At 38.9% G+C, this 13467-nt stretch carries 17 protein-coding genes and 1 pseudogene; 3 read left to right on the top strand and 15 right to left on the bottom strand.

Going from position 1 to position 13467, the window contains the following annotated elements; translation table 11 throughout:
* Positions 1–150: 150 nt before the first annotated feature.
* The 15 genes and pseudogenes from J6O61_RS09555 to J6O61_RS19600 form a co-directional block, all read right to left on the bottom strand.
* Positions 151–405: a TIGR04076 family protein gene (locus J6O61_RS09555; RefSeq protein ID WP_022758760.1), complete on the bottom strand. Its 255-nt coding sequence runs from the start codon at positions 403–405 to the stop codon at positions 151–153.
* 53 nt (positions 406–458) lie between these two features.
* The gene (locus J6O61_RS09560) at positions 459–1655 is read right to left on the bottom strand and encodes a glycosyltransferase (protein ID WP_292212380.1); all 1197 of its coding nucleotides are present in this window, start codon (positions 1653–1655) and stop codon (positions 459–461) included.
* Positions 1656–1696: 41 nt separating this feature from the next.
* On the bottom strand, positions 1697–2152 hold the full coding sequence (locus J6O61_RS09565; RefSeq protein ID WP_292212383.1) for a GNAT family N-acetyltransferase: 456 nt from the start codon (positions 2150–2152) through the stop codon (positions 1697–1699).
* 307 nt (positions 2153–2459) lie between these two features.
* Entirely contained in the window at positions 2460–3611 is a 1152-nt protein-coding gene (locus J6O61_RS09570) for an IS91 family transposase (protein ID WP_292212385.1), read from the bottom strand.
* A gap of 1 nt (position 3612) precedes the next feature.
* Complete coding sequence (locus J6O61_RS09575; protein ID WP_292212387.1) at positions 3613–4482, bottom strand: tyrosine-type recombinase/integrase; 870 nt, start codon at positions 4480–4482, stop codon at positions 3613–3615.
* A gap of 272 nt (positions 4483–4754) precedes the next feature.
* Positions 4755–5273 (bottom strand): GNAT family N-acetyltransferase, encoded by a 519-nt coding sequence (locus J6O61_RS09580; RefSeq protein WP_292212390.1) that lies wholly within the window; start codon positions 5271–5273, stop codon positions 4755–4757.
* A gap of 38 nt (positions 5274–5311) precedes the next feature.
* On the bottom strand, positions 5312–5923 hold the full coding sequence (locus J6O61_RS09585) for a C39 family peptidase (protein ID WP_292212393.1): 612 nt from the start codon (positions 5921–5923) through the stop codon (positions 5312–5314).
* A 59-nt stretch (positions 5924–5982) separates the two neighbouring features.
* Positions 5983–6822 (bottom strand): alpha/beta hydrolase, encoded by an 840-nt coding sequence (locus J6O61_RS09590; RefSeq protein WP_292212395.1) that lies wholly within the window; start codon positions 6820–6822, stop codon positions 5983–5985.
* Positions 6823–6826: 4 nt separating this feature from the next.
* Entirely contained in the window at positions 6827–7570 is a 744-nt protein-coding gene (locus J6O61_RS09595; protein WP_292212398.1) for a CPBP family intramembrane glutamic endopeptidase, read from the bottom strand.
* Between the two features lie 92 nt (positions 7571–7662).
* Positions 7663–8505: a carbon-nitrogen hydrolase family protein gene (locus tag J6O61_RS09600; protein ID WP_292212399.1), complete on the bottom strand. Its 843-nt coding sequence runs from the start codon at positions 8503–8505 to the stop codon at positions 7663–7665.
* Between the two features lie 48 nt (positions 8506–8553).
* Positions 8554–9078 carry a GNAT family N-acetyltransferase gene (locus tag J6O61_RS09605; protein WP_292212402.1) on the bottom strand — a complete coding sequence of 175 codons (525 nt, stop codon included), beginning with the start codon at positions 9076–9078 and terminating at the stop codon, positions 8554–8556.
* Positions 9079–9225: 147 nt separating this feature from the next.
* A complete protein-coding gene (locus J6O61_RS09610) occupies positions 9226–9789 on the bottom strand; it encodes a flavin reductase family protein (RefSeq protein WP_292212405.1) in 564 nt (187 codons plus the stop codon).
* Between the two features lie 42 nt (positions 9790–9831).
* Positions 9832–10233, bottom strand: coding sequence for a hypothetical protein (locus tag J6O61_RS09615; RefSeq protein WP_292212408.1), 402 nt, complete (start codon positions 10231–10233; stop codon positions 9832–9834).
* Between the two features lie 18 nt (positions 10234–10251).
* Positions 10252–10800 carry a GNAT family N-acetyltransferase gene (locus J6O61_RS09620; protein WP_292212411.1) on the bottom strand — a complete coding sequence of 183 codons (549 nt, stop codon included), beginning with the start codon at positions 10798–10800 and terminating at the stop codon, positions 10252–10254.
* A 152-nt stretch (positions 10801–10952) separates the two neighbouring features.
* Positions 10953–11051: pseudogene (locus J6O61_RS19600) on the bottom strand (PadR family transcriptional regulator); the annotation flags it as partial.
* Positions 11052–11181: 130 nt separating this feature from the next.
* On the opposite strand from J6O61_RS19600, the gene J6O61_RS09630 reads away from it, so the two are divergent.
* The 3 genes from J6O61_RS09630 to J6O61_RS09640 all read left to right on the top strand — a co-directional run.
* The gene (locus J6O61_RS09630) at positions 11182–11742 is read left to right on the top strand and encodes an RNA polymerase sigma factor (protein ID WP_292212413.1); all 561 of its coding nucleotides are present in this window, start codon (positions 11182–11184) and stop codon (positions 11740–11742) included.
* Complete coding sequence (locus J6O61_RS09635; RefSeq protein ID WP_292212416.1) at positions 11739–12380, top strand: hypothetical protein; 642 nt, start codon at positions 11739–11741, stop codon at positions 12378–12380. Before J6O61_RS09630 ends, J6O61_RS09635 begins: the two co-directional genes overlap by 4 nt.
* 17 nt (positions 12381–12397) lie before the next feature.
* On the top strand, positions 12398–13467 hold a 1070-nt coding region (locus J6O61_RS09640), incomplete at its 3' end, for a serpin family protein (RefSeq protein WP_292212419.1).

Below are 13467 nucleotides of genomic sequence, written 5' to 3' on the forward strand. Positions count from 1 at the left end.
ACATATAATCTCCATCTTCATAAATCAAATCATGCGATTTTATCCTTGATGAAGTTGTCTCAGCACCTTTGCCTGCATAAGTAGCCTTCTTAGCAGTTATTAAAAAATCTAGTAAATTCTTGTCCATAATTCCCCCACAAATGCCGATTTTTATGATTCAATTTCAATATTAAATACTACAGTTTCTCCACAATCAATACACTGATAAGGTCCATTTTTTAAATTGCCCCCTCTTCTAAAAGCATAAATGAAAGGATATATTGCCTGCATTGCAACCATGCAAACATTATCACTGTTATCTTTATCAAGGTCACTGCCTATAAAACGAATAACATCTCCAACTTTGTACTTTGGACAATGACTTTCTACTACTGTAACCTTTACCTTGTTATCTGTATAACCCACTTCAAGCCTCCTATAAACTGCGATTTGCTTATTTCATTATCCCGTAAGATAAATCATATAACACTTTCAATTAATTGTACTGTTTCAGACAATCCACCCTCAGTCCTGATCTTATCAGATATTTCCATTGCATTTTTGCTTTTTTCATCATACGTATCTTGCATTTGAACAATGGAATTATAGATATTTTCTTCAGTCAGGTCCTTTGCTTTCAATGGTTCCGTGGCCACATTTAAATTTCTAAGCTGCATTGCAAATCCCATCTGGTCCAGCACATGAGAGACCGGTATAGACGGTATTCCATAGATCATGGTTGCAGCAGATGTTCCAAAACCACAGTGATGAATCACGAAGCTGCACTGTTTGAAGAGCCAGCTGTGAGGAACACTCCCAACAGACATCATTGTTTCCGGAAGTTTATACTCTTCAAGTGATTTTTGAAACCCTTGTATGATTGCCCTGCATCCCGCCTTTTGAAATGCTTTGACAAACATATCCAGTTTATCCGTTTCTGCTTTATCTTCGAATGACATTGCGCCGAGTGCGAGCAGAACAGGCTTTTCACCACTTTTAAGAAAGGCTGTTAATTCCTCACTTGGCGAATATACCTCCTCTTCTTCAAACCAATAGCCTGTCAAAATATGCTGGTCTTCCCAATACGGGCTTCTTGTCACAACAAATTTACTTATGGGGATCAGGTCGAGTTTTTGAGACATCAGGGAATCACCGACTCTCATCGCTTTAAGACCATAAACCTTTCTGATCTTGTTATATGGCTTGTTTATCTGTTTACCGATCAAGCCCCCGATAAGCTTATTAATAAATGTCTGCGGCTTTTTCTTTTCGGGGATCATTTCAATCTGCAAAGTCACGTTTACTGTAGGAATATTCAAGGCCTCTGCTTCTACTGCTCCCATCTGACTGTGACTTACTATGATAAGATCATTTCCTTTGCATGCCTCATATATTTCATTCGTTGAATTCTGAATGATCTTAAATATGAAATTCATTGTCTTAAGCATGCTAAGGGCAGCATTTGAACTTTTACCTCTGATAACAGCTGCTTCCATCTCTATATCAATATCAGGTCCGACGGGAAGAAAAGAAATACCCGATTCTTCAATAAGTTTTCTCCAACAGGGATGAGAACCGAGTTTAACAACATGTCCGTTTTTCTTAAGAGCCCTTGCAAGATATATGTACGGTTGGATATCTCCTCTAGTTCCCATTGTGAAAATGATAGTTTTCATGAAATATATAACTCCTAACCTGCTGCATTATATAAAAAGATTTAAGGATGTAAAACAAATACTTGATTGGGATACCCAAACTCCTCAGTCATTTCGCCCTCTTGAAATCCGAATTTTTTATACAAAGCTCTCGGAGCAATTCCTTTTTCATCATTTTCACGAAACGTTGATACCGTGATTTCCCTACTTCTATCTAATTCAGCAAGCGCTTTTCTCAGAAGGATTGAAGCCAACCCTTGCTGCCTGTATTCAGGATCCACAGCAAGACAACAGATCATATTTCTATTACGTGAAAACAGAAGAACTCCCACAATAGTTTCACTGTCTTTGACACATACAGCTTGCAGCTTGTTCATAAACTTCAATACAGTCTGCTTATGTTCTTCTAAATTTTCTTCTGTTTCGAGCCCGGGGAAATTCCAGCTAACCTTTCGAACAAGCTGCATCCACAAATCGATATATGAACTTTCTCCAAATATTGCTTCCATTTCTTTCATCACTATCATATAAAAATACCCCCATCGTAAATAAAATTGATACGTAAACAATCGGTGTAAGCCCAAACAAAAAAACAGACTTCATATATCCAAAATCTGTCCTTTTTGTTTGGGCTTCAGACCGATTTTTATCTAATTGAACTAAGTCGCGTCCGGGTTGCTGTGGAATTTCAATCTGCAACCATCTAATCAAATCTTACCACTACAGCTCTGTTTTTACATCATTATTTCCCGTGTATCTGTCTTCATTCCACGACAAAGAAGCCTTCGTGAAAAAGGCTTGGTTAGCGGTATGAGATCCAGTTATTTAACAAAGCATATATCTGCCATCTATGCGAAAAGTTATGAGAGGTTCACCACACTTGGAGCATTTACAAATGTCGTGGTTATACAGAATCTTGATCTTTTCAGCAGTTGTCTTGCCTCTGAGTTTGGATAGATACTGCTCACATCCGAGTAGATTTCTACAGAGAGTCATTTTCTGAGCTTTACATCTACAGGCCAAAAGCCCATAGTAACGTATCCTTACAAATCCCTTAGGAAGTATATGGAGCAGAAAGCGTGATACGAACTTTTCTCCTGAGATTGTCATAGGTCTGTATTTACCGTCTGTCCGATAGTCCTTGGCACTGAAGGTTACATTCTCAGAATCCATGCTCAGAATACGCCTGTTGCTTATGGCAATTCTGTGGGTATATTTACCAAGGTATTTAAAGACTTCCTGTGCTCCTTTAAATGTCCGTTTGGAATACACGACCCAATCCATAGCATAGAGCTTATCAAGAAGACTCTTGAATTCATACTGATTCCTCAGTATTTCTGCACCTTCTGAGTAGGACAGTTTTTCTGATTCATGAAGGTATTTCAATTCTTCCAGATAGTATTTCTTAAAAACAGCAGACATGACTTTTACCGGTAGAAAGAATTTATCTCCTTTGTCTTTCCAATGGTTCTTGTCATCGAGGCCTCCCCCTAATACTATCGTATGAATATGTGGATGATAATTAAGCTTGGATCCCCATGTATGTAGAATACAGATATATCCTATTTTCGCTCCGAAATGCTTGGCATCTTTTGAAAGTTCTGACAGAGTCTTATTAGCCGCATGGTAAAGTGCATCATAAAGAAGCTTCTGGTTGGCATAGATCAAAGGATATAAAAGCCCTGGCACTGTAAATACTGTATGAAAGTATGGTGCATCCAGTACATCTTCACGCCTTAAGTCTATCCACTCATCAACTTCCAGTGCCTGACACATAGGACAATTCCTGTTCTTGCATGAGTTGTAATGTATAAACTTAGCATGACAGGATTTGCATTCACTCACGTGGGCCCCCATCTCTGCTGTACGACAGGATCTTATACACTTGATTGCGTTGAACTGTTCATCTGAAAATGACCTGTCAGCAATCATAGGAATAAACTGCTCAAAAACATCCTGAATAGTGATGTTGTCCATGTCAGTCTTCCTTCTTCTTTCTCTTGCCCTTCTTTTTCCTTGGATGATCCAAGGGACTCTTAACACCCATGATTGCTTTATTCGAAACATGTATATACACCTGGGTGGAACTCGGAGATCTGTGTCCGAGCATAGCCTGTACATACTCTCTGTCAGTATGATTCTCAATCAGATGTGTGGCAAAGGAATTGCGCAGGACATGGGGATGCAGCTTGATTCCGGCGTCTTTGCCAACTCTCTTAACCATTGCCTCAACGCCGCCTACTTTGAGTGGTCTATGAGGCTTTCTCAATGAAACAAACAGGACATCACGCGGCTCCGGGCAGGCATACCAATACTGTTTAAGCAGTTCAAGTGTCCTGTCGGAAAGAATAGTCCAATGATCACCTCTGTTTTTACTATTGCGGATATGTACCTGCATTGTGCTCATATAGATATCGCCAGGCGCAAGCCTTACGACTTCACCTGCTCTCAATCCTGAAGAATAGACAAGAGCGATTATGGCTTTATTTCTGATGTTCTGAGCAGTATCAATAAGCTTTTCTATCTGTTCCAGGGAAAGAGTTTGTGGCAATGTCCAGTCAACCTTCATACGTGGAACTATATCCAGATCCCAAGGGATATGCAGTAGATGCTTATAAAAGAATGAAAGTGCAGAACACATACAATTGCAGTAACCGGGTGTGGCACCATCATCCCTGCGTTCCAGAATGTAATCACGGACATCATAAAGGGATAGCTCTGAAACAGGCTTCTCTCCAGCCCACTTCAGGAACTTAGTAGTATGAAACTTATAGATAAAGCAAGTCCTTGGAGAAAGATTTCTAATTTCGCATTCCTTTTCAATTTTTTGTAGTATTTCTTCGTACATAAAAAGCCTCCTTAGTTAGTAGTAATCTGATAGTTACCCTAACCACGGAGGTGGACGTCCAGAATAAAAATGCTTGTGTGAAGTAATAATAAATGATACGCTTTTCATGGCAGTAGTAGTGGTTTTGGTAATGGTAGGTTTTTGTGTGGTAACTTAAACATACATCATCAAGGTGTCACTATCTACTGCTTTTTGAGTAAAGAAAACGCTGCGCCACAGCCTTGGCAGGCCGTCGCGCAGCGACTTAGTTCTACTGGAATATATTTTTCAAATCATACTGCAAGCTCAAAAATGTAACTGTCATACTCTATATCCATATGATACTTCCTGTACTTTGTTTCTTCTTTTACCTTGAACCCAAGCTTTATTAATAATCCGCAAGAAGCCTCATTTTCCTTGGCTACTTCTGCAGTTACAGTTTTAATATCGTGTTCTCTTGCCCACTCAATCAGCTTTTTTACTGCCTCTGAGGCATATCCTTTTCGCCAGTACTTTTTGTTTATGCAGTAACCTATGTCGATATTGTTTCTGTCTTCATTAGGAAATGCACAGCAGTTTCCTATACTCTTTCCATCTTCATTATCATCAATCACAAGGTAATATCCATCTTCACTGTCTTCCATAGTATCAATAGCACTCTGATATACCTCATCAACGTAATCTCTTGTGGGGTCACTTAAGTACTTTCCATTTTCCAGGTCAAACCACATATTGGTACAAAAATCTTTATCTTCAGTTCTATAATTCCTTATAGTTACTCTGTCACATATTAAATTTTTCTCTAATGTCATCTATGCTTATTGCTCCTTTTGCGCTACTACTTCTCTAATCATCTTTTCATTTCAAAAAACAGATTAAACATCAGTGGCTGGTATATCTTACTTGTCTGCCAAATTTTCTTAAAATCAGCTATTGGTATTCTTCGGTTATATAGGCTATTCTCACTATTTTTATGCTCAATCATCGAATCTGCACTATATATGTATTCCTCGTCGAAGCCAACCACAGTTATATAATGAAGCCACCTTGATCCAGGCACCGTTCTGGTGAGCACCACAACAGGGATTCCCTTGCATACAGTATCCTCTAGAGCCTCGATATTACCTATGCGAAGCAAGCATTTAACTTTATATTTAAGGCATAATAGAATAATCCCCATACCCGCAACGGAGCCTTTCCATAGCTTTATTGGAATCTGCCTGTAAACAGAAGGTCCGTCGATATCAATTCCAAGATGTCTGAAAACATATGCAGTAGAATAACCGCTGCAATCGCTTGCCTGTTGGTAATCAAAACTGTTTTCAGCACTTATCAGATACTTCTTTTTCTTACACTTTCTGATTATCTTAGGAATCGGAAGTCCGAACAATATGATATTTACTGCAGTTACCCAAACATACAGCCAAAAGATTTTTCTTAATATCTCAAGTATTATTATCAATTAGTTCTCTCCATCAATTTCATTTTTTCGTGTATAATTTTTCTAAATTATCCTGTAAGCTAATGCTCCTGTGTAGCAAAATAGTGTTCCTTAGCATAAGCAAACACCTCATTAAAGTTCTTTATAGCTTCTTTGCTTATCGGGTTATTAGGTTCATTCATGTCAAAGGCATGATACATCCCTTCGTAAATATCGACTTTAGCCTCCACTCCTGCAGCCTTAAGATCATTAATATACTTCAAAGTTTCGCAATAAAAAGGCTCTGCTGTACAGACAAATGTATACGCAGGTGGAAGATTAGAATAATCTGTTTGCCTTGCCGGTGCGGCATAAGGAGATACATCTTTCTTTGCATCTTTCCTCAAGTATACCGCCCATGCCTGATGATTTCTTTTTGTATTCCATACCTTGGAATGATTATTTTTAGAACTATCTGTATCATAATTGTCTATCATTGGATATAGCGGCATCTGAAAAGCAACTTTTACTTCGCCCTTATCTCTTGCCAACATTGAGATGGCTGCAGTTAATCCACCTCCCGCACTCTCTCCCCCAACCATTATCTGGTCTGGGTTTATTCCAAGTTCTTTAGCATGGTCTTTAATATACAATAGTGCGGCATAGCAATCATATAAAGCTGTAGGATATGGATGAAACAGCGACAAATGATACCCCGGAGCTATAACTACAGCGCCATGATTTCTCACAAGATCCGCCGCCCGTCCAATATAGGCCATCTCTTTCATTCCTGTCATATATCCACCACCATGAATCCACATAACTCCCGGCGCATTTGAAGGTTCATTTATGGGTCTCAATATCAGCAGCGGAATCCTTCTTCCGTTTGCTGTTATTTTAATTCGCTTGCTATGTATCCCCTTGGTACTAAAACTGTACATTTCATTAGCCCCCACATTTATTTGGAATAATAAATTCTTTAACCAGATAGAATAGATACCCTCCCAAAACAGCAATAATCAACACTAAGTTGATTACCCTTTCTGTCAGAGGATCACTCATCCCATTTGCAGAAAAAACTTTGAGCGCATTATTAGCAGAGTGGAATAAAATACATGGTACAATAGACTTCCCATGATAAAAGATTATTACCAGCACAAATCCGACCAGAACGGCAAATACAATTTGAATCATGGACGAAATCAAATCTTTTCCACTTCCGTTGAAAAGATTCACAATATGTCCCAAGCCAAATGTCAGCGCAGAAACAATAATTGCACTCTTAAGATTGTCCTTCTCCATTGCCCTGAATAATAGTCCACGGAAAATAACTTCTTCAAGAAAACCTACGCAGAGCATGCTGATGAAATAAAACAGAGATTCCAATATGTCATATTGCAATTTTATTCCGCCCCAAAAGGCTGTCGATGCAATTATAATAAGCGGTATATAAAACAGAAACCGTTTTGCTGGAATAGATAATCTACAAAACCCGTATTTTTCACCAAGTTTATTTTTTTGAATCCAGAAAAACAAAATCAAAGACATTGCTATGTGAAGCACAGCTGTTATAGATTTTGTAATGCCAATGTTCTCTGAAAACTGATCTGCCAAACTGCTCAGAACAACATAAGCAACAATCCACAGGATTGCAAAAGTAATCTCACTTTTCTTATATATTTTTGTCATTATAAATTCCCCAATCTTTCTTTCATAGTCCGTTTTACTGAAAGATAACACGCTATCACATCATCCCGACAAACGTGAATTTGTCTGCAAATCTATTCTTGTCCTGTTCTTATAAATGGGGCTGAAATTGTAGGATCTAATAATCCTTCATATGCACTTACTTTTCTGAAAGTATTACCCATCATTTCAGAACTTCTATATTCTCTTATTGCATTCATATCAAAGTCAGCATAGTACAACCCTTCTGTCACATCATCAGCGAGCACAATTGTATTATCAACGCATATTCCGTTTTTATCCCAACAAATAGGACTGTATGCACAGGAACAACCTGCATTTTGTCCATTCGCATTTGCCATTGCTATCCCAACCATATTTTCATATGCTCTGGTAGACAATGCTTGAATGCGTGGTTTCATCGAGCCACAGTCATTAGGCACAAGAATAATCTCTGCCCCTTTTAGCATAAGCATTCTCGCGCTCTCAGGGTATTCCCTGTCATAGCAAATCATTATGCCAATTTTTATACCATCAAAATCACAAACCTTAAACTCGGTTCCTGCCTCGACATCTTTTTCATCTGCAAAATCACAAGTATGTACCTTTGAATACTTCATCAGTATTTCCCCAGCCTTATTGATTACAAATGCCGTATTTTGAGGTTGTTCTTTGCCTTTTGTAAATGATGTCAGTACAACACCGATACTAAGCGCTTTGGCCGCTTCACATACTTTCACGATAACTTCGTCTTCACAGGATATGCTTTTTTCATATGTCATCGGAAGCTCATAGCCTGTTATAAAGCACTCCGGAAGTAGCAAAATGTCTGCACCATTTTTAGATGCTTCCTTAATAGAGCAGATTATGGTATCAATATTTCTCTTTATATTCGCATTCTCTGCGCGAGACTGTAAAATCGCAACTTTAAAAATCATACTTTTCCCTACAAGCTCCGTTTTTCTTAGTCAGTTTTAACTGAAATTTTAAACATCTTTAGCCATATAAAGTAAAAGGTCATCATCATTGACGCAGGGTGCATACTGTTCTAATTGTTTCCCTTTATACCAAACTCCGCTGCCATCAAAATTGTAGCCTCTTTTTACATACATCCTCTGAGCTGGTCCATATCCTGAATGAACTCCAACTGCCAAGTATACTTTATTGGAAACTTTTGACGCTTCTTTCTCGACAGCATCCAAAAGCCTATTTCCGATACCTTTATTATGAACATCAAAGAAAACTGTCAGATCTTCTATTTCAGGATAGCCTTGATTCCCCCAAGGACCTTCTATAGGATTCAGAACCAGAGTACATTGCCCGGAGACTCTGCCATCATACTCTGCGATAAAAACAAATCTTTTACCATCCTCCTGTTCTTTATAATACTTTTCGTATGTAGCTAAGGAAGGATGCCAACCATACGAAAAATATGTATCATAAAGGATTTTGGCATCTTCAGGAATCATGCTTCTAATTCTTATAGTTCCGTCATCATAATATGTAACCATCTTCAACCACCTATTTCCTCAATCATTTCTTCAAATTGCTCGAGTTTATCGGGCTTTACCTGAAAGAGTTTCACCTCGATAAAGGTCTTATTCATTACACGTCCCCCAAAAGTTCTTCTCTTCAAAAAACGGAAATATATTTATCTGTTATTTTGCAAAATCTCCGATTTTTCCTAGCATTTTACCAAGACTATGATATCTTCCTGAATAGATGACTGGATCCAGTACCGTAAGATCAATGTCAAATATATCTTCACATTCAAGTCTTTCATCCATCTGTATATTGCGGATATGACAAAAGAAAGTAGTTGAATCTCCAGTCTCGACAGTTCTTGCAACCTCGCATTCATACACCCATCGGCTTTCATTCAATACAGGAACATCCAACACCTCTCCCCTCACAACCTCATAGGAAATATCATTCTTAGCGCCATCTTTGGCATGTTTAGAGCCAAAATAATCCATAAGCGGCAGCATATCTATGCTGACAAGGTTTGCACTAAAAACTCCGGTTCTTAGAACGTTTTTCTTAGTCATCTTAGTTCCTGCCATACTTATAACAAATAAATATTGGTCACCATCTTCATGCGTTGCACTTGCCCAGGTGATAGGAGCAAAGTTTGCAGAACCATCCTCGTTATTCGTGCCAATAATAAAAGAAGGCTGAACACACATAGAGTATTTAGGATCAACAGATCGTCTTTTTGCCATTTTTTCTCCTTAGATAGTAATTTTAAACTGAAAGTTATATTTTTAATGTCCTTCAATGTTGTCTGGAAAAGGCGCATCACCATACACTGTTATGATATAACTTCCATCTTCATTTTCTAGTTCACGATACTTGTATTTTGCATCAAATATGCGGTCCACTTCATCTTCAGCCATAGCTGAATTGAATGTGACCTTGGACTCACACTCGACATGGTTACCTGTTCCAGAAGTATTTCCGGTAAAAGAATGTGCGTCAACAATAGTGGCATCTTCTATTGACTTCTCTATATATGCCGTCAGTTCTTTTGTTTGCTTATCAGTTGTTGCATGATTAGCAATATATCCAACTATCTCTATTACAACAAATAGCGCTATAAGAAGAACCGGAATCGCCACTATCGTAATTCCTATCCCAGCAAGAATCTTACTTACTGCCTTTTTCATTGCTCTATTTTCCTTTTTTCACAGTTTCTTCATCATCCAATATGCATCCATATAGGCGCCATCAGCATATTTCATGTTATCAGGAAATGTACCAAACTTCTCAAATCCCAACTTCTCATACATAGCAATGGCATCCTTATTCTCTGCCATAACTTCAAGCTCTGCCTGCTCATAGCCTATGTTCTTCGCAACATCAAGTACAGTCTGAAGCATAGCTTTCCCTATACCGCATCCACAGAATTCTTTGTATAGAGCAATTGCAACATCACACCTGTGGCTGTACCTCTTATATGGTGCAATGCTCATAAGGGAGCAATTACCGATATGCTTACCATCAATAAAGGCAACAAGCATAAGCTCACGCTCTGCATCTATCTTAGCCTGAATGAACTTATTCTCTTGTTCCTCTGTAATTGTGATTTCTTCAGGTTCTCTGATCAGATAAGGAGTCTCGGCACTAGTTGTTCTCAGATACTCTATAAGAGCCGCTGAATCTTCCGGCCTTGCATTTCTCAGTATTACAGTTCTGCCAAGTTTATCCTTAATAGAAATTTCCCCAAATTCCATAATTGCCCTCCAACAAAAACATATTTTTACTATAACAGAAAAAGAGCCATTTAACAGTAAATTATACTGTCAAACGGCAATTTTTCTGACATATTGAACCTATTTTCATAAGCCATCTGATTTCTCCTATAAGGCTGTCAATCACAACTGAATAGCTCAAATACATTCTGGGACTTCTTTCTGAGAGTATCAATCATCTCATATCCGTACATGTCTTTTTCCGACAAAAGCTTAAGCACAAGCATCGTCATGCATATGTCAATTACTCTGCTTATCTCTTCAACGAATTTTTTGAAATATTTTTCCCAAATGTGTAACCATGCTATCATTAATGTCGCTATATAGAGTGAAGGCCTAAAAAAGAAAGAGAGGATCATCTTCATGGATGACTCACAGATTGTAGAGCTCTACTTATCAAGAGATGAATCAGCCATATCGCAGACATCTCAGAAATACGGAAGCAAACTAAAGCGGATAGCCCAAAATGTGTTATCAGACATTGATACAGCAGAAGAATGCGAAAATGATGCATACCTCCAGACCTGGAACCTGATACCTCCAAACGAACCGAGGACTTATCTTTTTGCGTTTGTAGGAAAGATTGTCAGGCATCTGGCTATAGACAGGCTTCGTCATGAGGGCAGGCAAAAGAGATCTGCAATGTACTGTGAGCTTACTGATGAAATGCAAGAATGTGTCCCCGGGACTGCTGATGTTTCACAGGAATTTGATGCAAAAGAGCTTTCAGAGACCATAAACAAATTCCTGGAATCCTGTTCAGAGGAACAACAGAACATTTTTGTCAGAAGGTACTGGTACTTTGATTCTGTAGCTGAGATATGCGCAAAATACTCTCTCCCACAGAGTAAAGTAAAGACCACTCTTTTCAGGATGAGGGAGAAGCTAAGGAAACACCTCGCAGATGGAGGATTCAATGTATGAACGAACATGATTTATTAGATGCCATCGGCGGCATTGACCCCAAATTCATAAAAAGTGCTGATAGAACCGTTTTAAAACATAAAAAGATAGCCAAAATCCAAAGCTACTATTTTGCTGCTGCAGGTCTTTTGCTTCTGGTTGTAGCTGGAATAGTTATCAGAAACAACCATATAGACACAACATACGAGTCTATTAATGAGACGGAAGAAATCACAACATTAGGTGCCATTCCTGAAGAGACGGAGGGAGAAATCCCAGATGCAGCTGAAGGCTCTCCTATGTTAACAAGCGGTGTCCCTGAAGGAAGTGCAGAAACAGATGGCATTGGAAATTCAGAAGAAAGTGAAGCAATTGCTACAGAAGAGTCTCTGGCAACAGAATCCTCAGATTCAGACTATCCGGCAATGGTCATGTACGATGGAGCTGTTTATAAAGACTCCGGTGAAGATTATATTGGGGAAGTTTTAGACGATAACCTGCTCCAGGTTTCATCCTACACTGATGGCGAGCCATCTGAAAACGGTCAGCAGAACTTTGACAGATCATCGGAAACAAAATTCTTCGTTCTGAATGAGGAGGCTATAGTTGTACTCGCCGATCCTAACGAAGGAATCTGGAGAATATTTAAGAAGCAGTAATATCAATGGAGGACATTATGAAAAAGAGAATAATATCAGCTATACTATCATTATTAGTTGTAACAAATGTGGTTGTGGGATGCGGTAATGCAGAATCACAAGGCATTTCGCCAACTAATCCTATTGGCGATGAAACCACTATTCCAGACGGAAGTACAGCAAATGCAGCAGTCACACCTGTTTCTGAAATCCCGGAGGCAGATATCAACATGGACTTTAACAGCTCTCTAATCGATTTTATCGAGAAATATGGTTTTGAAGACAAAAACTACATGATATCCCCAACTTCTTTCAGGGCGGCATTGGCACTTGCTGTTTCAGGCGCTGATAATGAAACTAAAGATGAACTCCTTAAAGCAATGGGCTTTAATTCCATGGATGAGCTTACCGCATGGTATAAAAACGTATCTTCCTCAGTAGATTCCTATAACGAATGGCTGAAATCCGCCAAGGAAGAGTTTAAAGAATACAGGGATTACTACGATGATGATGCCAAGGAGCCCGATGGTGCTTTTGACCTTGAAAACTCCATTTGGAGAAATACTAAGTCCAGTGGTGAGCTTTCCAAGAAATACATTAAATATGTGAAAGATACCTTTGGAGCAACCGCTGATAATGTTTCCGAGGAAAAGATTACAGATACAGTAAATAACTGGATCAATGAAAACACCAATGGTCTCATCCCGTCCATCAGTAACGACCTATCCTATGCAGATTTAGTTCTTGTAAGCACCCTGTACCTGCGCACTGCCTGGGAAAATGATTTCTATGAACTTGCTACAGAAGAAGGCGATTTCAAGACTGTTTCCGGTGACACTGTAAAAAAAGACTTCATGAACCAGCAGGACAAATTTAAATACTATGAAGATGATAACGGAAAGTTTGTTGTCCTTCCCATGAATGGCGGAATAAACGCTGTGTTTATCCTGGGAGAAGTAGACGATGCAGCCAGCAAGATAGCCAATGCATCCGTTGAAGAAGTCGCTGTTAAACTTCCCAAGTTTGAATCAGAGACGTCCTTTTCAGAGAACCAGCTCATCGATTTCTGTGTAGCCCGTGGTGCAGAGCAGGCCTTCACTCAAGACGC

It is taken from the genome of Butyrivibrio sp., from assembly GCF_017635265.1.
Taxonomy (GTDB): domain Bacteria; phylum Bacillota; class Clostridia; order Lachnospirales; family Lachnospiraceae; genus Butyrivibrio.

Bases quoted from the DNA above. Each gene is read 5' to 3' on its own strand.
- J6O61_RS09570 (WP_292212385.1), bottom strand. From the start codon at position 3,611: ATGGACAACATCACTATTCAGGATGTTTTTGAGCAGTTTATTCCTATG.
- J6O61_RS09575 (WP_292212387.1), bottom strand. From the start codon at position 4,482: ATGTACGAAGAAATACTACAAAAAATTGAAAAGGAATGCGAAATTAGA.
- J6O61_RS09595 (WP_292212398.1), bottom strand. From the start codon at position 7,570: ATGACAAAAATATATAAGAAAAGTGAGATTACTTTTGCAATCCTGTGG.
- J6O61_RS09560 (WP_292212380.1), bottom strand. From the start codon at position 1,655: ATGAAAACTATCATTTTCACAATGGGAACTAGAGGAGATATCCAACCG.
- J6O61_RS09565 (WP_292212383.1), bottom strand. From the start codon at position 2,152: ATGAAAGAAATGGAAGCAATATTTGGAGAAAGTTCATATATCGATTTG.
- J6O61_RS09630 (WP_292212413.1), top strand. From the start codon at position 11,182: ATGGATGACTCACAGATTGTAGAGCTCTACTTATCAAGAGATGAATCA.
- J6O61_RS09615 (WP_292212408.1), bottom strand. From the start codon at position 10,233: ATGAAAAAGGCAGTAAGTAAGATTCTTGCTGGGATAGGAATTACGATA.
- J6O61_RS09580 (WP_292212390.1), bottom strand. From the start codon at position 5,273: ATGACATTAGAGAAAAATTTAATATGTGACAGAGTAACTATAAGGAAT.
- J6O61_RS09620 (WP_292212411.1), bottom strand. From the start codon at position 10,800: ATGGAATTTGGGGAAATTTCTATTAAGGATAAACTTGGCAGAACTGTA.
- J6O61_RS09600 (WP_292212399.1), bottom strand. From the start codon at position 8,505: ATGATTTTTAAAGTTGCGATTTTACAGTCTCGCGCAGAGAATGCGAAT.
- J6O61_RS09605 (WP_292212402.1), bottom strand. From the start codon at position 9,078: ATGGTTACATATTATGATGACGGAACTATAAGAATTAGAAGCATGATT.
- J6O61_RS09635 (WP_292212416.1), top strand. From the start codon at position 11,739: ATGAACGAACATGATTTATTAGATGCCATCGGCGGCATTGACCCCAAA.
- J6O61_RS09590 (WP_292212395.1), bottom strand. From the start codon at position 6,822: ATGTACAGTTTTAGTACCAAGGGGATACATAGCAAGCGAATTAAAATA.
- J6O61_RS09610 (WP_292212405.1), bottom strand. From the start codon at position 9,789: ATGGCAAAAAGACGATCTGTTGATCCTAAATACTCTATGTGTGTTCAG.